21 protein-coding genes are annotated in these 19,857 nt (G+C 68.0%); 10 read left to right on the forward strand and 11 right to left on the reverse strand.

Going from position 1 to position 19,857, the window contains the following annotated elements:
• Positions 1-6 precede the first annotated feature (6 nt).
• The 3 genes from DX912_RS18515 to DX912_RS13585 all read right to left on the reverse strand — a co-directional run bounded on the left by DX912_RS18515 (position 7) and on the right by DX912_RS13585 (position 3,531).
• The gene (locus DX912_RS18515; RefSeq protein WP_220340809.1) at positions 7-1,404 is read right to left on the reverse strand and encodes an NIPSNAP family protein; all 1,398 of its coding nucleotides are present in this window, start codon (positions 1,402-1,404) and stop codon (positions 7-9) included.
• A gap of 82 nt (positions 1,405-1,486) precedes the next feature.
• Positions 1,487-2,857, reverse strand: coding sequence for an ATP-binding protein (locus DX912_RS13580; RefSeq protein WP_115843138.1), 1,371 nt, complete (start codon positions 2,855-2,857; stop codon positions 1,487-1,489).
• Positions 2,854-3,531, reverse strand: coding sequence for a response regulator transcription factor (locus DX912_RS13585; protein ID WP_115843140.1), 678 nt, complete (start codon positions 3,529-3,531; stop codon positions 2,854-2,856). Before DX912_RS13585 ends, DX912_RS13580 begins: the two co-directional genes overlap by 4 nt.
• Positions 3,532-3,681: 150 nt before the next feature.
• Between DX912_RS13585 and DX912_RS13590 the strand changes: the two genes are divergently transcribed.
• The 5 genes from DX912_RS13590 to DX912_RS13610 all read left to right on the forward strand — a co-directional run bounded on the left by DX912_RS13590 (position 3,682) and on the right by DX912_RS13610 (position 8,782).
• Positions 3,682-4,155: a hypothetical protein gene (locus DX912_RS13590; protein WP_147298649.1), complete on the forward strand. Its 474-nt coding sequence runs from the start codon at positions 3,682-3,684 to the stop codon at positions 4,153-4,155.
• Positions 4,156-4,193: 38 nt separating this feature from the next.
• On the forward strand, positions 4,194-5,261 hold the full coding sequence (locus DX912_RS13595) for an MBL fold metallo-hydrolase (RefSeq protein ID WP_425477952.1): 1,068 nt from the start codon (positions 4,194-4,196) through the stop codon (positions 5,259-5,261).
• Positions 5,262-5,305: 44 nt separating this feature from the next.
• Entirely contained in the window at positions 5,306-6,346 is a 1,041-nt protein-coding gene (locus tag DX912_RS13600; RefSeq protein ID WP_115843327.1) for a class 1 fructose-bisphosphatase, read from the forward strand.
• Between the two features lie 229 nt (positions 6,347-6,575).
• Complete coding sequence (locus tag DX912_RS13605; RefSeq protein ID WP_198173751.1) at positions 6,576-7,985, forward strand: sigma-54 dependent transcriptional regulator; 1,410 nt, start codon at positions 6,576-6,578, stop codon at positions 7,983-7,985.
• 71 nt (positions 7,986-8,056) lie between these two features.
• On the forward strand, positions 8,057-8,782 hold the full coding sequence (locus tag DX912_RS13610) for a 2OG-Fe(II) oxygenase (protein WP_115843331.1): 726 nt from the start codon (positions 8,057-8,059) through the stop codon (positions 8,780-8,782).
• 16 nt (positions 8,783-8,798) lie between these two features.
• Here the strand turns inward: DX912_RS13610 and DX912_RS13615 are convergent, their stop codons facing one another.
• A complete protein-coding gene (locus tag DX912_RS13615; RefSeq protein ID WP_115843144.1) occupies positions 8,799-9,230 on the reverse strand; it encodes a response regulator in 432 nt (143 codons plus the stop codon).
• Positions 9,230-10,366 (reverse strand): sensor histidine kinase, encoded by a 1,137-nt coding sequence (locus tag DX912_RS13620; RefSeq protein WP_115843146.1) that lies wholly within the window; start codon positions 10,364-10,366, stop codon positions 9,230-9,232. Before DX912_RS13620 ends, DX912_RS13615 begins: the two co-directional genes overlap by 1 nt.
• Before the next feature lie 113 nt (positions 10,367-10,479).
• Between DX912_RS13620 and DX912_RS13625 the strand changes: the two genes are divergently transcribed.
• Entirely contained in the window at positions 10,480-12,273 is a 1,794-nt protein-coding gene (locus tag DX912_RS13625) for an SLC13 family permease (RefSeq protein WP_115843148.1), read from the forward strand.
• A gap of 15 nt (positions 12,274-12,288) precedes the next feature.
• Here DX912_RS13625 and DX912_RS13630 read toward each other — a convergent pair whose 3' ends face one another.
• Complete coding sequence (locus DX912_RS13630; RefSeq protein ID WP_115843150.1) at positions 12,289-13,377, reverse strand: PA0069 family radical SAM protein; 1,089 nt, start codon at positions 13,375-13,377, stop codon at positions 12,289-12,291.
• Positions 13,378-13,483: 106 nt separating this feature from the next.
• Here DX912_RS13630 and cls point away from each other — a divergent pair, with 106 nt between their 5' ends.
• The 4 genes from cls (at position 13,484) to DX912_RS13650 (ending at position 16,732) form a co-directional block, all read left to right on the forward strand.
• Positions 13,484-14,920, forward strand: a complete 1,437-nt coding sequence (cls, locus tag DX912_RS13635) for a cardiolipin synthase (RefSeq protein ID WP_115843152.1) — start codon at positions 13,484-13,486, stop codon at positions 14,918-14,920.
• A 111-nt stretch (positions 14,921-15,031) separates the two neighbouring features.
• A complete protein-coding gene (locus DX912_RS13640; protein WP_115843154.1) occupies positions 15,032-15,295 on the forward strand; it encodes a hypothetical protein in 264 nt (87 codons plus the stop codon).
• Between the two features lie 119 nt (positions 15,296-15,414).
• Positions 15,415-15,918 carry a hypothetical protein gene (locus tag DX912_RS13645; RefSeq protein ID WP_115843156.1) on the forward strand — a complete coding sequence of 168 codons (504 nt, stop codon included), beginning with the start codon at positions 15,415-15,417 and terminating at the stop codon, positions 15,916-15,918.
• A gap of 43 nt (positions 15,919-15,961) precedes the next feature.
• Entirely contained in the window at positions 15,962-16,732 is a 771-nt protein-coding gene (locus DX912_RS13650) for a pyridoxine 5'-phosphate synthase (RefSeq protein ID WP_115843333.1), read from the forward strand.
• Between the two features lie 54 nt (positions 16,733-16,786).
• Here the strand turns inward: DX912_RS13650 and DX912_RS13655 are convergent, their stop codons facing one another.
• The 5 genes from DX912_RS13655 to DX912_RS13675 all read right to left on the reverse strand — a co-directional run bounded on the left by DX912_RS13655 (position 16,787) and on the right by DX912_RS13675 (position 19,775).
• Positions 16,787-17,206 (reverse strand): ExbD/TolR family protein, encoded by a 420-nt coding sequence (locus DX912_RS13655; RefSeq protein WP_115843158.1) that lies wholly within the window; start codon positions 17,204-17,206, stop codon positions 16,787-16,789.
• A 170-nt stretch (positions 17,207-17,376) separates the two neighbouring features.
• A complete protein-coding gene (locus tag DX912_RS13660; protein ID WP_115843160.1) occupies positions 17,377-17,790 on the reverse strand; it encodes an ExbD/TolR family protein in 414 nt (137 codons plus the stop codon).
• 15 nt (positions 17,791-17,805) lie between these two features.
• Positions 17,806-18,225, reverse strand: coding sequence for an ExbD/TolR family protein (locus DX912_RS13665; RefSeq protein WP_115843162.1), 420 nt, complete (start codon positions 18,223-18,225; stop codon positions 17,806-17,808).
• A gap of 49 nt (positions 18,226-18,274) precedes the next feature.
• Complete coding sequence (locus DX912_RS13670; RefSeq protein WP_115843164.1) at positions 18,275-19,027, reverse strand: MotA/TolQ/ExbB proton channel family protein; 753 nt, start codon at positions 19,025-19,027, stop codon at positions 18,275-18,277.
• Between the two features lie 73 nt (positions 19,028-19,100).
• A complete protein-coding gene (locus DX912_RS13675; RefSeq protein ID WP_115843166.1) occupies positions 19,101-19,775 on the reverse strand; it encodes an energy transducer TonB in 675 nt (224 codons plus the stop codon).
• Positions 19,776-19,857: the final 82 nt, after the last annotated feature.

Genomic DNA, 19,857 nt, shown 5'->3' on the forward strand with positions numbered 1-19,857 from the left:
CCGCGATCACGCACGCAGCTCCGAACGCGCCGTCGGCGACAGGCGCATCCGTTGCGGCGGCTGCTTCAGGCCATGCAGCAGCGATTGCGCGACGGCCTCGCGCCACGCCGTGTCGGCCAGCAGCGCCGCTTCATAGCGATGGTGCGCATCGACATCGTCGAAGCGCGCGAACCACACCAGCACGTGTTCGCCTTCGCGCACGGGCAGTCGCGGATAGGTGTTAGCGCTCGCTTCGGTGACGTACATGCCTATGAGCTCCGCGCCGGCGGACGTGAGCCGCGGCACGAGGTCGCGCTCGAAGCGCTCAAGGAAGCCATCGTCTGCCGCTGCATCCAGCGAACAGATGCCCGCTTCGATCAGGCCTTGCGTCTTCGCTGAAGCGTTCAACGGCGGACGTGGCGCCGATGGCGTGGCGAAGCCGGATCGCGCGCGCGCTGGACGCAACAACAGCACGTCGTCGCTGTCGACGATGGTGGCGTTTGCCGCCTCGCGATGACGTTTCCACGTCGGGCCGCCATAAAAGCCGTCGAGCGCTTCGGCGCGTACCGGCATGCTCGGGAAACCGCGCATCCAGACGAACCGGTCGGGCGCATCGAGGTCGCGGAACTGCCCGATCACGTGCATGCCCACCGCCTCCTGCGGCTCGATGAACTCGCGTTCGAACAGGTCGATGAGTTCGTCGCGGCGCGCAGGCTGCATCGCGTACTGGCGCAGTTCGATCACACGGTCTTCGTGCGACATGCGGCCCGCATCGTCCGTGCGACGGAACCACATGTGCCAGTTGGTTTCCCAGCTCGCGCCATCGTCGACGGAGAACGCCTGCTGCCAGTGCGCGGTGTTCGCGCTGATCTGGCTCCATCGGAAACGCACGCGCACCGGCTGGCCTTCGTGTTCGTCCGTGCCGAAGAAGGTGCCCACGCGGCCGCCGTCGGGTTCGTCGGCGAAGGCGCCGAACACCGGCGGATCGAGCACGCCGTCGTGATTGCCGGCCCAGTAGATCGACCACTGTTTCGACTCGGTGCCGAACAGGCGCAGCGTCATGCCGATGAAGCGCTCGCTCGTGCCGGGGCGCGTCCAGTCGCTGACGAAATCATCGACGTTGCCCACGCCGCCGAGCATCGGCTGGCAACGCTGCGTGGCGTGGAAGACCTCCCAGTCGGTTGAGCCGGCCAGGCGCTTCGTCAGGCGTTCGTTGCGGATGCTCCACTGCCCATGGAGGAAGTCGAAATCGTGTCGGCCGTCGTGGCCGGTCGTGGGGTCCATCGTGGGCGCCTTCGTTCGTGAAAGTGCGCGCGCACCGGCGCGCATCGGCGCAAGCCACGCGGTCTGGGCGATCGCGGCCAGTTGCAGGAACAGGCGACGCTGCCGGTGCCATGCCGGCTGCAGGGCGGTGTCCAGGTCCATCGCGGTGATCCAGTCCGGCGTGCCGATCGCACGATGGCAGGATCGTCCGGCGCTGCTGACAGGGTCCTGTCAGCAGCCGTGCTCAGGCGGCCGGGAAGAACACCGTGATGGCCAGCCCGCGACCGTCGAGCCCGTCCTCGACGTGGATGCGCGCGTGATGTGTGCGTGCGATGCGCGCGACCAGCGACAGGCCGATGCCGCTGCCGCTGTTGCGCGAGCCGTTGCCGCCGTTGCCGGCACCGTTGGCACGATAGAAGCGGTGGAAGATGCGTTCGCGTTCTTCCGGCGCGACGCCCGGGCCGTCGTCGGCCACGCACAGCGCGATGCCGCCGACGCCATCGCGCACGTCGCGACGGCAGACCACTTCGATGCGCCCACCTTCGCCGGCGTAGCGCACGGCGTTGTCGACGAGGTTGCGGATGAGGATGCCGAGCAGGTCGACGTCGCCGAGGATGCGGCCGTCCTCGGTGCGCAGGGCGATGCGCTGGCGGCGTTCGCGCGCGAGCGTTTCGAAGTCGCGCACCACCAGCACCAGCAGCGGCGCGATGTCGAGCGGCACCAGCGTCGGCGAGACCGTCTGCGCGTCCAGGCGCGCGAGGTCGAGCAGCTGTTCCGACAACCGCGCCGCACGCGCGACGCCCGCGCTGAGGCGGCGCAGCGCGGTATCGCGCTCGTCCTCCGTCGCGGCACGACGCGCAAGGTCGGCATGGGCACTTAGAACCGCGAGCGGCGTGCGCAGTTCGTGCGCGGCGTCGGCGATGAAGCGGCGTTCGTTCTGCACCGCCTGGTCCACGCGCGTGAGCTGGTCGTTGAATGCATCGACCAACGGGCTGAATTCGGTGGGAAGGCCCGGCGCCTGCAGCGGCGTGAGGTCCAGCGGCGGGCGCGCGCGCAAGCTGTCGCGCAGCGCGGCGACCGGCCGCAGCGATCGACCGATCACGACCCACACCGTCAGCACGAACAACACGAAGATCAGCCCGGCGGCGAGCAGGCTCAGGCCGACCCAGCGCGCGATCTCGTTGGCGATCATTTCCTTCGAACGCCCGACCTGCACGATCAGGCCGCGCCGGGGATCGGACAGGCTGTAGACGTGCCAGACCTGCCCGGCGATGGTGCGTCGCGCGAAGCCGTCGCGGAAATCGGGCTTGAGCGGCTCATCCGGCGCAGCCACCGAATACACGACGTTGCGGCCGCTCGCCCACACCTGCCAGCTCATCTTGTGGTCGCGATGCCCGGCCTTCACCGCGGGACGTTCGCGCGGCGGAAGGCTTTGAAGCCCGTCTGGCATGGACTCGAGGATCTGCGCGGCGACTTCGCGCTGCGACTCGTCCCAGAAGCCGTAGTGCGCGCGCGACAGCTGCCACGCCTGGCATCCGAGCCACACCAGCCACGCGACCAGCACGCACTTCACCGACACCCACGTCAGGCGCCATCGCAGCGAGCGCGCCTTCATGCCGACGCTCCGGCTGCGCCGTTGTTGATGCGGTATCCCTGCCCGTGCACGGTGACGATCAACTGCTCGCCGAGCTTGCGTCGCAACTGGTGCACGTACACGGCGATGGTGTTGCTCTCGATCGTGCCGGAGCTGCCGTACACCGCCTCCTCCAGCTGCTCACGCGTGACCACGCGGCCCTGGCGTTCCATCAACAACAGCAGCGTGCGGAATTCGTGTGCGCTCAGCGGCACCGCGGCGCCGTCGCGCGTGACCTCGCGACGCGCCGGATCGAGCACGACGCCGTTGAAGCTCAGCACCGGCGACACGCGGCCCTGCGTGCGCCGCATCACGGCGCGAAGCCGCGCGAACAGTTCGTCGGGCTGGAACGGTTTGACGATGTAGTCGTCGGCGCCGGCATCGAGGCCTGCGATGCGGTCGCTGAGCTTGTCGCGCGCGGTGAGGATGATGACCGGCGTGGCGTCGTAACGCCCGCGCAGGTACGACAGCACGCTCAGGCCGGAGCTGCCGGGAAGGCCGAGGTCGAGCAGCACCGCGTCGAAATCGTGTTCTACCAGTGCGGTACGCGCGAGCGCGGCATCGCCGACGGTGTCGACGCGGAAGCCGTTCGCGCGCAACGCGGCGCACAGCGCCTCGGCGAGCATCGTGTCGTCTTCCACCAGCAGCAGGTTCATTCCGGGATCCGTGTTTCGCAGCGCGTTGCCGGCGGGCAGTGTCGCGGCGGGGGTTTAAAAACTTCTTAAAGGCACGCGCGCAGCCTGTGCCTCCCATGCGCCGTGCCCGGCATCGTAGCGCGGCGCGGTCGGCCCTCCCCCGGTGATCCCATGACAGCGACGTCCCTGCTTTTCCGCGTGCCCGCGCCCACCGTATCCCCCGTGACGGTGCGCCCTGTCCGTCCGGAAGACGCGTCCACGCTGCTGCGCCTGTCGCGCGAACGCGATGCGCGCGGTGGCCCGTGGACCGATCTGCTCGAGTTCCACGAAGCGCTGTTCGAGGCGCCCGTGCGTGCGTGGGCATGGCTCGCGTGCGTCGGCGACGAGCCGGTCGGCCACGCGTTGGCGACCGTGGGTTTTTCGTTACGCGCACGCGGCTACTGCCTGCAGATGGACACGCTGCATGCGCGCGACGAGTGGGCCGCCGCGGCCGAAGCGGCGCTGTTCGACGAAGTCCGCGCGATGGCGCGACGCCTGGGCTGCGTGCAGCTGCACTGGCACGACGCCTGCGAAGACGCATCCGCTCGGCTGAACGCTCCGGACGCAGCGCGCGACGGCGTACGCCACGTCGTGCCGCTGGCGTGAACTCCCCTCGTCCCTTCGTGTCTGAACCCGTCCGCGCCCTGCCGCGCCCCCTGCTGCTGAGCCTGCTGCTGATGACCACCGGATCGCTTGCCGCCTGTTCCACCACCGCCTCGCCTTACGCGAACTCGCCGCAGTTCCGCGACGGCGGCTTCCGCAATCCCGTCGCGCCCAAGCAGGCGGGCTTCGCGCAGATGCCGCGCATGCTGTGGCGGTTCCTGTTCGACAAGCCCGACGACGCGCGACCCGACGTGGCGGTGCCCGTCACGCCGCTCACCCGCGCGCAGCTGCTCGCCGCAAAGGACGGCTCGCTGTTCCGGCTGGGGCATTCGACGATGCTGCTCAAGCTCGACGGCGGCTTCTGGCTGACCGATCCGGTGTTCTCCGAGCGTGCCTCGCCGGTGCAATGGGCCGGGCCGAAGCGCTTCCACGCGCCGCCGATCCCGATGGACCAGCTGCCGCCAATCGAAGGCGTGATCCTCTCGCACGACCACTACGACCATCTCGACCGCGCCGCGGTGCTCGCGCTGGCCGCGAAAACCAGGCACTTCGTCGCGCCGCTGGGCGTGGGCGACCTGCTGGTCGAGTGGGGCGTCGATGCGTCCAAGGTGCGGCAGCTGGACTGGTGGGACGAAACGCGCGTCGGCGGCGTACGCCTGGTCGCGACGCCCGCGCAGCATTTCTCCGGCCGCGGGATGTTCTCGAAGAACCCGACGCTGTGGGCGTCGTGGGTGATCGAGGCCGATGGCCTGCGCGTTTTCTTCAGCGGCGACAGCGGCTATTTCGACGGCTTCAAGGCCATCGGCGAGCGCCTGGGCCCGTTCGACGTGACGATGGTGGAATGCGGCGCCTACGACGCGATGTGGAGCGGCGTGCACATGCAGCCCGAGCAGACCGTGCAGGCGCACCTGGACCTGCGCGGCCGCTGGCTCATGCCGGTGCACAACGGCACGTTTGACCTCGCGCTGCACGGCTGGCAGGAACCGTTTACACGCGTCTCGCGCATCGCGCGTGAACGTGGTGTAGCGCTAACAACGCCGGGCTTCGGCGAAGCGCTGGATCTGCGCGAACCCTCGCCGGAACGCGCGTGGTGGCTGCCCTCGCCGTAGTCATCGGCGACAATGGCGGCCCGTTTTCGAACACGGCGCCGCCCATGACGAACCACTCGCAGTCGATTTCCCTCACCCGCTACCTCATCGAGGAACAGCGCGCCGGCCGCATCAACGCCGACCTGCGCCTGCTGATCGAAGTGGTGGCGCGCGCATGCAAGACGATCTCCATCGCCGTGGGCAAGGGCGCGCTCGGCGGCGTGCTGGGCGATGCGGGCACGGCCGGCGAGGCGTCGATCAACGTGCAGGGCGAGGCGCAGAAGAAGCTCGACGTGCTGTCCAACGAGATCCTGCTGGAAGCCAACGCCTGGGGCGGCCACCTCGCCGGCCTCGCATCGGAGGAGATGGACACCTCGCAGCCGATCCCCGACGTCTATCCGCGCGGCAACTACCTGCTGCTGTTCGATCCCCTCGATGGCAGTTCGAACATCGACGTGAACATCTCTGTCGGCACGATCTTCTCGGTGCTGCGCGCGCCGGACGGCGTCACGCGCGCGAAGGACGAGGACTTCCTGCAGCCCGGCACCGCGCAGGTCGCCGCCGGTTACTGCACGTACGGGCCGAGCACGATGCTCGTATTGACCGTCGGCAACGGCACGCATTCGTTCACGCTCGATCGCGAGATCGGCAGCTTCGTGATGACCACGCGCGGCATGCGCATTCCGGAGGAGACGAAGGAATTCGCGGTGAACATGAGCAACCAGCGCTTCTGGGAGGCGCCGATGCAGCGCTACGTGAGCGACCTGCTCGCCGGCAAGGAAGGTCCGCGCGGCAAGGACTTCAACATGCGCTGGGTGGCGTCGATGGTCGCCGACGTGCATCGCATCCTCACGCGTGGCGGCATCTTCAGCTATCCGCTGGACAGCAAGTGCGCGGCGAAGGGCGGCAAGCTTCGCCTGATGTACGAAGCCAACCCGATGGCACTGCTGGTCGAACAGGCCGGCGGCGCGGCGAGCACCGGCCGCCAGCGCATGCTCGAAGTGCAGCCCGACGGCCTGCACCAGCGCGTGCCGGTGTTCCTCGGTTCGAAGCTCGAAGTGGAAGCCGCGGTGCGTTACCACGCCGAACACGATCGGGCCGCGTAAGCGCGCCCGATACGTTGTATTGGGATACAGGAGTGGCGCACGCGAAGGCGGCGCCACTCACGAATGTGAACTGAGTTGGCCCGTTTCATGTCGTGTGCCGATTGACGCATTCAGCACCGTAACGCGTCGTTTCTGACCGCTCATCGTCGAACGGCCCGTTGAATACACTGCGTAACTTCCCGCAGTGGCAGCATCGACTGCCTCGGACTAGGTCAGGAATGCCAAGCCGATGGACGGAATGCAGGACTCCGAAGCGGCACAGACCGGTGGCCGCGAACTGATCTACGTGACACGTGGCGGCGCCGGTCGCGTGCTCGCGCTGGGTGGCCTCCAGCAACTGGGCTGGAACCTGCGCCGCGCCCCCGATGCGCGCAGCGTTCTGCGCATCCTCAACGGCGATTCGCGCAAACCGCACGCGGCGCTGCTCGACCTGCGCGAAGGCTTCACGCAACAGGACCTGGCCGAGTTCGGTACCGCGCTGTCGGCCGGCAATGTCGGCTGGGTCGCCGGCGTGGATGCGCGGCAACTCGACGAGCCACCGGTACGCGACCTCATCCGCGATTACTGCTACGACTACCTGACGCTGCCGTGCCCGGAATCGGTGCTCAACACGGTGATCGGCCACGCACACGGCATGGCGAGCCTCGCCTGCGAACGCGGCGATGCGACGAGCGAATCGGGCTTCGACGGGATGATCGGCGACAGCCCCGCGATGCGTACGTTGTGCCGCACGCTGCGCAAGGCCGCGCTGACCGAAGCGCCGGTGTTCATCGCCGGCGAAACCGGCACGGGCAAGGAACTCGCCGCGATGGCGGTGCATCGGCATTCGCGCCGGCATGCGCATCCGTTCGTGGCGATCAACTGCGGCGCGATCCCGCACAGCCTGATCCAGTCCGAATTGTTCGGCTACGAGCGCGGCGCATTCACCGGCGCGCAGCAGCGCAAGCTCGGTCGCATCGAGATGGCCAACAGCGGTACGTTGTTTTTGGATGAGATCGGCGACCTCCCGCTGGAAAGCCAGGCTTCGCTGCTACGCTTCCTGCAGCAGGGCAGCATCGAACGACTCGGCGGCCACGAGCAGATCCCGGTGGACGTGCGCATCATCTCGGCGACCCACCACGACCTCGACCGTGCCGTCGCCGAAGGACGCTTCCGCGCCGACCTCTACCACCGCCTGTGCGTGTTGCGCCTGCAGCAGCCGCCGTTGCGCGAGCGCGGCAGCGATATAGACAAGCTCGCCGAGTACTCGCTGCAACGCTATTCGCAGGAAGGTCATCGCACGCTCAAGGGCTTCTCGCCGTGCGCGCGGCAGGCGCTGCACACGCACTCGTGGCCCGGCAACGTGCGCGAGCTCATCAATCGCGTCCGGCAGGCCGTGGTGATGGCCGAAGGCCGGCTGATCACCGCCGCCGACCTGCACATCGAAAGCTCGCTGACCACGCCGCCGCCGACGCTGGACGAAGTGCGCGACGCGGCGACGCGTGCGGCGATCGAGCGTTCGCTGCACCGCAATCGCGGGCGCCTGGTCGATGTCGCGCGCGAACTGGGCGTCTCGCGCGTGACGCTCTATCGCCTGATGCAGCGCCACGGACTGCGCGCGCACGAGCCGGAAGCGCCGAACACGATCCACATCGCATAAGCGGCGAGGTCGCGTTTGCTTCGCGCGCGCGCCGTGCGAGGATGCGGCATCCGGGCTTCTTTCCTCGCGACATGCACAGCCAGGCAGGTGGCGGTTCCGACTTCGCCGACTTCATCGAGGTGTTCGACGACGCGCTCGATCGCGAACAATGCGCGCAGCTGGTCGAACGCTTTTCCGCCAGCGGCGACAGCGTGCCCGGGCGCATCGGCGGGGGTGTCCTGCCGGAACTGAAGGACAGCCGCGACCTCACCATCACCGGCCGCGAACCGTGGCGCGATGCCGAGGCGATGCTCAACGCCGCGGTGTTCAAGGGACTCATCGCGTACCTGCGCCGCTATCCGCACACGCTGATCGCGCCGCTGATGCTGGAAGTGCCGGGCGAGAACGGCGCGCGTCACCGGCTCACCGCCGAGCGACTGGCCGCGATGGATGATGCGTCGCTGACGCCGGTGGTGCAGACAGTGCTGCGGCCCGGCGCGATCAACCTGCAGCGCTATACGGCCGATCGCGGCGGTTATCCCTACTGGCATTGCGAGCTGTATCCGCGCGATGCGCACGGCGAGACGCTGCATCGCCACCTGCTGTGGACGATCTACCTCAACGACGGCTTCGAGGCCGGCGAGACGGAATTCCTTTACCAGCGCCGCAGGATCGCGCCGCGCGCCGGCAGCCTGCTGATCGCGCCGGCGGCGTTCACGCATACGCACCGCGGCAACCGGCCGCTGGGCGGCGACAAGTTCATCGCGACCAGCTGGATCCTGTTCCAGCGCGCGGAGCGGCTGTTCGGGGCGTCGTAGCGCCGTTGTTGCGGCATCACGTGCGCGGGTGGTTCAGCACCAGCCAGTACAGGCCGACCTGCTTGACCGCCCACACGAACTGCTCGAAATCCACCGGCTTCTGGATGTAGCTGTTGACGCCCAACGCGTAGCTGGCTTCCACGTCGAACGGCTCGGCGCTGGTGGTCAGCACGACCACGGGCAGCGTGCGCGTGGCTTCGTTCGCGCGCACGGCCTGCAGCACCTCGCGCCCGTCGACCTTGGGCAGGTTGAGGTCCAGCAGCATGATCGAAGGCAGGTCGGCCGGATCGCGATCGGCGTACTGGCCACGCGCGAAGAGATAGTCGAGCGCCTCGGCGCCGTCGTTCACCACGACCAGGCGGTTGGCGACCTTCGCCTCGTCGAAGGCGATGCGCGTCAGCTCGACGTCGTCGGGGTTGTCCTCGACCAGCAGGATTTCCTTGTGCATCAGGCGTTCTCCTCCGCCAGCGCTTGCGCCGGCAATTCGAGGGTGAACGTGGCGCCGGATTCGGGTGTCGAATCGGCGCGGACGCTGCCGTGGTGCCGTTCGGCGATGCGCCGGACGATGGCAAGGCCCAGACCGTGACCACCCCCCTGGTCCGGTCCGTGCAGCCGCTGGAATGGCTCGAACAGCTTGTGCGCATAGCGCATGTCGAATCCGATGCCCTCGTCACGGATCACGACCTGGAGGTTGCGGCCTTCACGCCGGCCGCTGACCTGGATGCGGATCGGCTCGCGCCCGCGCGAGAACTTCCACGCGTTGCCCATCAACTGGCTCAGCATCAGCTTGAGCAGGCGCTCGTCGCCCCACGCGTGCAGGCTGGGCTGCACGCGGATGTCGGCGCGGCGCTGCGGCTCGGCGTCCTGCAGCTCGGCGCCGACCCAGTCGGCGAGCAGGCTCAGGTCCACGTCCGCCGGCTTGAGTTCGGTACGCGTGACGTAGGCCAGGTCGTTCAGCGCGCTGAGCAGCCCGCTCATGCGCGACGCCGCGGCGCGGATGCGGCCGAGGTAGTCGCGGTCGGTGTCGTCCAGCCGCTCCGATGCGCGATCGGCCAGCAATGCCGAGAAGCTTTCGATCGAACGCAGCGGCGCGCGCAGGTCGTGCGCGACCGCGTCGGCGAACAGCTGCAGCTGGTGGTTGGCGGCGAAGCGCGCGGCGTGTTCGGCTTCGGCACGCGCCTTGAGCGCGAGTTCGGCCGCGTGCTGCGCGCTGATGTCGCGCACCTGCACCAGCAGGTAAGACGGGTGACCTTCGCCGTCGCGCACCACCGACACGTTGACGTGCGCCCAGATGGTGTCGCCGTTGCGATGCACGTAGCGCTTCTGCGCGTCGAGCGCGGGGATGTTGCCGTCGACCAGGCCGCGCAGGAACGACTGGCTCATCGCCACGTCGTCCGGATGCGTGAGCGAGGCGGCCGATGTGCCGATGATGTCGCGTGCGTCGTAGCCGAAGATGCGCTCGAAGGCGGGGTTCACTTCAAGCCAGCGGCCGTGCAGGTCGACCACCGCCATGCCGACGCCGGAAGCGTCCATCGCGAGACGGAAACGGTCGATACCCGCGTCCTGACCAGGGATTTCGCTCATCGATGGCGTGGCTCAAGCTTGTCCTGTCGCGGCGCTAGTGTAGCGGGGCCGATCGTGACGGTGCGGTGCAGGCTGCCTGCACGGCGTTCGCGCCACCTCGCGCACAATGGGTCATGGAGATGCAACAGGTCCTGTTCCTCGTCATCCTCGCCGGTTCGCTGTACCTCTTCATAAGCGAACGCCTGCGCGTCGACGTGACGGCGATGCTCACGTTGCTGGCGATGGTGCTGGCGGGTGTGCTCGATGCGCGCGAGGCGTTGTCGGGCTTCGCGAGCGAGCCGGCGATCATCGTGGCGGCAGTGTTCATCATCTCCGGCGGACTGGCCGCGACGGGCATCACCGAACGCATCGGCCAGGCCGTGGAACGTGCGGCCGGTCGCACCGAAAGCCGGGCGATCGCGGTGGTGATGCTGGCGGTGGCGGCGCTGTCGTCGTTCACGCATCACGTGATGGTCACCGCGATGATGCTGCCGATCGTGACGCGGTTCGCACGTGCGCGCGGGATGTCGGCATCGCGATTGCTGATGCCGATGTCGTTCGCCGCCTCGCTCGGCACGACGCTGACGCTGGTGAGCGCGCCCGCGTTCCTGCTCGCCGACAACCTCATCGAACGCACGGGCAGCGAAGGGTTGGGCATCTTCTCGATCACGCCGATTGGCCTGGCGCTGGTGGCGCTGGGCGTGGTTTACATGCTGGTTGCACGATGGCTGTTGCCCAAGCGCTTCGGCGCGCTGGGGGACGCGGGTTATTTCCGGCTGGATCGCTACCGCACCGAGCTGGTCGTCGGCGAAGGCCCGCGCTGGAACACGCGGCCGCTGTCGGACCTGCAGAAGGCGCTGGGCGACCGCTTCCGCCTGCTGAGCTGGACGCGCGACGGCCGCGTACGCGACGACCTGACGCCGGCCAGTCCGCTCATCAACGGCGACATCCTGCGCGTGGAGGCCTCGGCCGACGCGCTGGCCTCGCTCCATGCGGATACGGGGCTCAGCCTGCAGGCGATTCGCCGCTATGGCGAACTCGCCACCGGCGAGGGCGACGCGCAGCTGGTGCAGGCGGTGATCGCGCCGGGCTCGGAATTCATCGGGCGCACGTTGCGCGAGCTGGATTTCGCGCGGCGCTTCCACACCGTCATCGTCGGCTTGTGGCGCCGCGGCGAGGACGAATCGCCGCGCCTGGCCGAAACCCGCCTGCGTGAGGGCGACCTGCTGGTGCTGTGGGGCCGGCCGTCGCGCTTCGCCGAACTCGCCACGCACCACGGCTTCCTGATGCTGGTGCCGTTCGCGGGCGAGGCGCGCCGTCGCGTCCGCGCGCCGGTGGCGCTGGCGATCCTGGCGGCCACGGTGCTCGCCGCCGCGACAGAATGGCTGCCGGCACCGCTCGCGTTCCTGCTCGGTGCAGTGGCGATGGTCGCCTCGCGCTGCGTGGAGGTCGACCAGGCGTACCGCGAGGTCGACGTGCGCATCTTCGTGATGATCGCCGGCGTGATCCCGCTCGGTATCGCGATGGAGCAGACCGGCACGGCGCAGTGGCTCGCCTCGGGGCTGCTGCACGTGGTGTCGGGGTGGCCGCCGCTGGGCGTGCTGCTGGTGATGTTCGGCGTGGCGGCGTTGCTGACGCAGATCCTGTCGGACGCGGCGACGACGGTGCTGCTCGGGCCCATCGCGGTGGAGCTGGCGCAGTCGCTCGGCCTTCCGCCGACGCCGTTCGTGGTGTGTACGGCGCTGGGCGCCGTGGCGTCGTTCCTCACGCCGATCGGGCACCACGGCAACCTGCTGATCCTCGGGCCGGGGCAGTACCGGTTCAACGATTTCCTGCGCATCGGCCTGCCGCTGACGGCGATGATCGCCTTCGTCAGCGCATGGATGTCGCGCTGGCTCTGGCTCGGCGGGCCGCTGTTGCCGGGCTGATCGCAGCCGGTTCGATCAGAACAGCTCGCCCTGCGGCGACGGTTTGCGCGGCGGAACGAACTGGCTGGTGTCGAGGGCCGGCATCGAGCCGAAGCCCAGCCGCGCGTGCGCCTTGCGGAAGCGTTGCGCGATCAGCTGCGCGAACGGCCCTTCGCCACGCATGCGCGTACCGAAGGCGCTGTCGTAATCCTTGCCGCCACGCATCTGCTGGATGAGGCTCATCACGTGCTCGGCGCGATCGGGATAGTGCAGCTGCAGCCACTCGCGCCACACCTGCTTGAGTTCATGCGGCAGGCGGAGCAGCACGTAGCCGGCCGACGTCGCGCCGTGATCGCGGCAGGCTTCGAGGATGTGCTCGATCTCGCGGTCGTTGATCATCGGAATGACCGGCGCGACCATCACGCCCACGGGAATGCCGGCATCGACGAGCGTGCGGATCGCCTTCAGGCGCGCATGCGGCGCCGATGCGCGGGGTTCCATGCGCGCGGACAGGCGGTTGTCGAGCGAAGTCACCGAGAACGCGACGCTTGCCAAGCCGCGTTTGGCGAGCGGCGCGATGAGGTCGATGTCGCGCACGACGCCGGCGTTCTTGGTGATGATGCTGAACGGATGCGAGCACGCGCCGAGCACTTCGATCACCGAACGCGTCACGCGGTAGCGGCGTTCGATCGGCTGGTACGAGTCGGTGTTGATGCCCAGCGCGAGCGGTACGCACTGATAGGACGGCCGCGCGAGTTCGTTCTGCAGCAGTTCGGCCGCGTTGGTCTTGGCGAACAGGCGCGTTTCGAAATCCAGCCCCGGCGAGAGATCGAGGTAGGCGTGCGACGGCCGGGCGAAGCAGTAGACGCAGCCGTGTTCGCACCCGCGATACGGATTGACCGACGCGCTGTGGCCGACGTCGGGCGAGTCGTTGCGGCTGACGATGCTGCGGGCGCGCTCCTCGGTGACGCGGGTCTGCGGGCCGGGCGCGTCGGCGAGGTCTTCGTAGACCGAACCCCAGCCGTCGTCCTCGCCCTGCGCGACCGTCACCGCGTAGCGGCCGTCGACGTACGAGGCCGCACCTCGACCCTTGATCGGTGCCTGGGCTTTGCGGGCGTCATCCATCGGCCTTAGCCTACGCGCGGCCCGTCGCAGCCCGTGAGACGGACGGCCGCGACGCGGCGACGACGCGACGCACGGCAGGCTGAATACCGGAGGAGACCCGCCCTGCATGCTCGACATCCTGCGTAGCGCCTGGAGCGCGTTCGCCTCGATCCCGAACCTGGGGCTGTACCTCGTCCTCGGCTGGCTGACCTACGTGGTATGGCTCGGGCTGTGGATCGTGCTCCAGAAGCGCGAGCCGGTGGCGACGCTGAGCTGGCTGATCAGCCTGGCGGCACTGCCGTACATCGGCTTCCTCATCTATTTCTTCTTCGGCCCGCAGCGGATCCGCCGCCAGCGCCTGCGCCGCGTGCGCGCCCGCGCGACCTTGCCGCCGCCGCCCGAAGGCCTGGTGCCCACGCCGGACGCGATCGAGCTGGCGCGGCTGGCGCAATCCACGACCGGCCTGCCGCCGATCACTGCCACGCGCGTGGATTTGCTGATCGACGGCTCGGCCAAGTACGTCGCGCTGCTGGAGGCGATCGCGAGCGCGCGCGACCACATCCACCTGGAGTACTACATCTACCTGCCCGATCGCACCGGTACCGCGCTGCGCGATGCGCTGGTCGAGCGCGCCCGCGCCGGCGTGCAGGTGCGGCTGCTGCTCGACGCGGTGGGGTCGGGACGCACCAAGCGCAAGTTCCTCCAGCCGCTGGTGGAGGCGGGCGCGGAAGTCGCGTGGTTCCATCCGATGAAGCTGCAGTGGTTCTGGAAGCGGCCCTGGCTGAACCTGCGCACGCACCGGAAAATCGTCGTGATCGATGGCGAGATCGGCTTCACCGGCGGCATCAACATCACCGACGAGGAAGACGAGCGCCTGCGCGAGGACGCGTATCGCGACCTGCACCTGCGACTGGAAGGCGACATCGTCCGCGAGCTGCAGCTGGTCTTCATCGAGGACTGGGCGTACGCGACGGGCGAGCCGCCGCTGCGCGTGCATCATCCAGCGCCGCGTCGGGGGACGATTTCGGCGCAGGTGCTGGTGTCGGGGCCGGACTCCTCGTGGGAGGCGATCCACCGCGTGCACGTCGCGGCGATCCACTCCGCGCAGCGTCGCGTGTGGCTGGTGACGCCGTACTTCGTGCCCGGCGAGGCGGCGCGCATGGCGCTGACCTCGGCGGCGCTGGGCGGGCTCGACGTGCGACTGCTGGTGCCCAAGGTCTGCGACAGCCGGCTGGTGACGCTCGCCGCCCGGTCGTACTTCGACGAGCTGCTCGAAGCCGGCGTCAAGGTGCACGAGTACGGCCCGCGGATGCTGCACAGCAAGGCGCTGCTGTGCGACGACGACCTGGCGATCGTCGGCAGCGCGAATTTCGATCACCGCAGCTTCCGGCTCAACTTCGAGGTCTCGGTGTTGTTCCGCGACAAGGCGCTAGCTGCCGAGCTGGAGTCGCTCATCCAGGGCGAGTGCAATCTCGCGCCACGTGTCCGGGAGGATCGAGCGCAGCCGCTGTGGCGCACGCGGCTGCCGGAAGGGCTCGCGCGGCTGGTCTCGCCGTTGCTGTGACGGCCGCCGCGCTTCGCTGACGGGCGGTCACGCGAGCCCGGCAATCGGGCGATTCCCTCGGAAATCGCGCGCTACACTGCCGGCGCATCGCACCCTCTCACGGAGCTTCCCATGCACTGGCTGTACCTCCTGCTCGCACTGGTCGCCTTGGCGATCGCGTTCAAGACGACGTCGGTGGCGGTCCTGATGGTGTGCCTGCTTGCGGCGCTCGGTTTCGGGCTGGCATGGGTGCTCAAGCTGCTGGCCGCGCGAGTCGACAGCCAGACGCGTGACTCGACGCTGATCCTGGATCCGGCCGAGCTGCGCCGTCTGCGCGAGCAGGCCGAAGCGCGCCGCGCCGCCGCGGGCAATCCGCCGGCGCCGCCGGCCGCCTGAGCGGCGAACCTCCGCAAGCCGCTGGCTCACGCCCGCTGCGCTAGTATCGGCGCGCCGGGCCGCGGGCTCCGCCTGCCGGTCTGGCCGGATGCGGTGGGCGCTGCCGTCCCATCGCCAACATGCGCCGGCTCGCGCCGTCGATCGCCATCGTGGAGATCGCCATGAAAGCTTTCGGCCTTCCGCTCCTGTCCCTCTGCCTCCTCGCCGGTCCCTGCGTTGCCGGCCAGGATTCGCCCGGACCCACGCCCGTTTCGAACGCCACCGGCTGCGGCCGCATCAGCATCTTCGACGTCGCGCCGCGTAGCCAGGACCTGTATCGCGCGCGCCTGATGAACCTCGACGGCCAGCTTCCCGGCCCCGCAGGTGCGAAGAGCTTTCGCGTAACGCCCGGCCGGCATGTCTTGCAGGTCGCCGAACTGATCGATCCGGAACAGTTCAACGACGTGCAGCGGCGCCAGCGCGACATGCGTGCCAATCCGTACAAGGATCTGGTGGTCGACGTGCAACCGAACACGACCTATCTTCTGGGCGCGCGGCTCGTCGAGGCGCGTCGCAACTACATCACCGACGGCTCCTACTGGGAGCCGGTCATCTATCAGCAGAACTCCGAGAAGTGCCAGTGATCCAAGCGTGGAGCTTCGCGACGTCGACGCAGGACGTCGCGCGATGACCGTACTGAGCGTCAACGTCAACAAGATCGCCGTGCTGCGCAATTCGCGCGGCGGCTCCGAACCCGATGTGGTGCGCGCCGCGCGCGCGTGCCTGGATGCCGGAGCCCACGGCATCACCGTGCATCCGCGCCCGGATGCGCGGCACATCCGTGCCGACGACGTGTATGCGCTGGCCGAGCTCACGCGCGAACGTGGCGTGGAGTTCAACCTCGAAGGCAATCCATTCGCACCGCCGCGCGCCGGCTATCCCGGGTTCTTCGCGCTATGCGACGCTGTGCGTCCGGCGCAGGCGACGCTGGTGCCTGACAGCGACGCGCAGCTCACGTCCGATCACGGTTTCGATTTCGTGCGCGATGCCGATTCGCTGCGTCCGCACGTCGATGCGCTGAAAGGCATCGGCTGCCGAGTCAGCCTGTTCGCCGATGCGCACACGCAGGGCGGTCGCGCGGGCATCGCACATGCCGCCGACGTCGGCGCCGACCGGGTCGAGCTTTACACCGGGCCGTGGGCGGAGGCGTTCGCGAGCGGGGCGAGCGAAGCGATGGCGGCGCAGTTCGCCGAAGCCGCCAGGCGCGCGCAGGACGCCGGCCTCGGCGTCAACGCGGGACACGATCTGAGTCAGGAAAACCTCGGCGCCTTCCTGCGCGCCGTGCCAGGCGTACTTGAGGTGTCGATCGGCCATGCGCTCATCGGTGAGGCGCTGTACGACGGCCTGGATGCCACCGTGCGTGGGTATCTCGCCCTGCTGGGTGAGGAGCGGGGCTGAGGCACTGTTCCAGGAGTGGGCGCCCGCCGTGCGGGCGGGCGCCGGTTCGACGCTTTACTCCCAGGCGATATCGCGGACGCCATTGCGCTGGGCTTCGGCCAGCGTCCACGCGAAGTCCTGATAGTCCGCATCCGCGTTCGCGGTGATCTGGACGACGGTACGGGGATCGGCCTGCATCAGATCGCGCAGCGCCTGCGGCAAGGCCGCGCGGTCGAGTGCGACGCCATCAAGCTGGAAGTGGCCGTTCGCATCGACTTTCAACGCCACACGTCGCGGCGGTTCTTTCCGCTGTGTGGTCTCGATGTTCTGCGGCAATCGCAGGTCGATCTTGCTGGCCACCATCGGCGTGGCGACCATGAAGATCACGAGCAGCACCAGCATGACGTCGACCAGCGGCGTGATGTTCATCTGCGCGACCTCGGTGTGGCCGCTGCGGGACGACGAAGGGGAATCGCGGAAAACGGAAGCAGCCATCGCGCAACCTCCATGGGCCCCATGCCCGGTTCCACGCTAAACCCGGCGGGGCGGCGGCTGCAAGTCGCACGAAGGTTGTAGGGAGGGGCAGGGTGACGCGCCTGGGCGTCTCGAGCGCACAAAAGAAAACGCCGCCCGGAGGCGGCGTTTTCCCGACAGGTAAGCGTCAATCAGTTCTGGACGAAGCCAATCTTTTCCATATTGGCGTTCTTCGCATGCGCCAGCACCTTCGCCAGGATGCCGTAATCGGCGTCCGGGCTGGTATCGATCTCGAGCATGGGCTGATTGCTCGGGTCGCGCTGGACCTCCGCCTTCATCATGTCTTGGATCGCGGTGATGGGCTGCGGAGCGTCGTTCCAGAACACCTGACCGGACGCGTCGATACGCAGCCTGATCGGCGGCGGCGGTTCGCGCGTTTGCGGCGGCGGGTTCAGCGACTTCTGCGGCAGGTTAACGTCGATCGGATACGTCAGCGGAGGCGCCGTCACCATGAAGATGATCAGCAACACCAACATCACGTCCACGAGGGGCGTGACGTTCATGTCCGACATCGGACCGCCACCGGATTTCGATGCAAATGCCATTACTGGATCTCCGGATCAGCGAGGTTCTTTGAGCGCCATGAAGCCGACCTTGCGCATGCCCTGGGCCTGCGCAATCTGCACCACTTCGGACACGATGCGGTACTTGGTCGTCTTGTCGCCGCGGACGTTGATTTCCGGCTGCGGCGTCTTCTGAGCTTCGATCGACAGACGGCTCTCGAGCAGATCCTTCGTCACCGGCTCGTCGTTCCAGTAAAGGTTGCCGTTGTCTTCCACCGTGATGCTGATCGGCGGAACCGGCGGAGCCTCACTGTCACGCTTGTCCAGATTCGCTTCCGGAAGATCGACCTGGACCTTATGCGACATCAGGGGCGCGGTGATCATGAAGATGATGAGCAGAACCAGCATCACGTCCACGAGGGGCGTGACGTTGATCTCGGCCATCGGGCCGCCGCTATCGCCAGTACTGAAGGCCATTACGAAACTCCAACCTGCTGCAAGAGGGTGTCGTTGTTACAACGCGTTCTTAGCGCTTCGCGCCCACTTCGCCGACGCGCGAGCCGGTGGCGAAGAAGTCGTGCAGATCGTGCGCGAACGTATCGAACTTGTTGTTGGTGACGCGGTTGAGGCGGGTGAAGAAGTTGTACGCCAGCACCGCGGGGATCGCGACGAACAGACCGATGGCGGTCATGATCAGCGCTTCGCCCACCGGACCTGCGACGGCGTCGATCGACGCCTGGCCGGTCGCGCTGATGCGGATCAGGGCGTGGTAGATGCCCCACACGGTACCGAGCAGACCGACGAACGGAGCGGTCGAACCCACGGTGGCGAGCACGGTCAGGCCGGCCTCCAGCTTCGAGGACTCGCGGGTCACGCCCTGGCGCAGCGCACGGTCAACGAACTCCGAGCGGTTCAGCGACTCGACCAGGCGCGAACCTTCGTGGCGCTGGTGGTGGGCAGCCGCCTGGGCGGCGTCGAGGGCGATCTTCGAGAACGGCTCGAAACGGCCCTGCTCTTCCATGAAACGGATGGCGTCCTGCGCGTTCGGGGTTTCCCAGAACGTGGAGACGACGCGATCCGAACTGGCGCGCAGGCGCAGGTTCTTCACGAAGTTCACGACGATCCAGTAGATCGACAGGATCGACATGATCGCCAGAGTGATGAAGACGACCCAGCCGACGAAGTCGAAGTTCTGCAACAGATGCGCGAAGCTCATCTGCTGAAGTGCCTGGGCGTTGGAGCCTCCAGCAGTCGCAGCGGTGGTGGTTTCCTGCAGCATGACGCTTACCTTTGAAATGTCGTGGAAAAGGAGTGTGTTGCGGGTTTGGTGCTAACGAATCCCGTGACCCCGATCAGGTCGGCGGGACGAAATCGACCGGGACGCGGACGCGGCTCTGGACACCGACGCCGTTCTGCATTTCCGGGTTGAACTTCCACTTCCGGGCAGCATCCATTGCAGCGCGGTCGAGGTTGCGGTTGCGGCTCGACTTCTCGACAGCGACGTCAAGCACGTTGCCCTGGCCGTCGATGGTGATGACCAGCACGACCGTGCCACCAACACCCTGACGGGCTTCCGTCGGCGGGTACTTGGGCGGGTTGAGCCGCTTCGAGGACGGATCGACGCTCGAACCGATCGTCGTGGCCGGTGCGGGCGGCGACGGCGGGCTCGGCGGCGGCGCCTGCACGTCCACCGGACTCGGGTCGTCGACCACGATCGGCGGCTCTTCCGGCGGCGGCGGCAACGGCGTCGGCTGCGGCGGAGTGAGCTTCGGCGGCGGCTTCAGCTCCTTCGGCGGTTCCGGCGGCGGCGGCGGCGGCGGCGGCGGCGGCGGCGGCGGCTTGATGAGGTTGACGAACGTGACCTCCTCTTCCTTCTGCTGCTGGGCCGGAGGGGCCATCGGAGCAAGCAGGAGGAGCAGGGCCGCGACGTGGAAGGCGATCGCGATGGTGATACCGGCAATGCGTGCCCAGTTCAAACCTTCGCGGTCGTCGTCGGTTCTAGCGTGAATTTCTAGGTCTTGCGTCATGCGCCGTAGCTCGGGAGGTAATTCCGGACGCCAGGGCGCCTCGGGCCGTCAGATACGATTCCCGCGGCCCATGTCGAGTCGC

The sequence above is a fragment of the Lysobacter soli genome (assembly GCF_003382285.1).
Classification (GTDB): domain Bacteria; phylum Pseudomonadota; class Gammaproteobacteria; order Xanthomonadales; family Xanthomonadaceae; genus Lysobacter_J; species Lysobacter_J soli.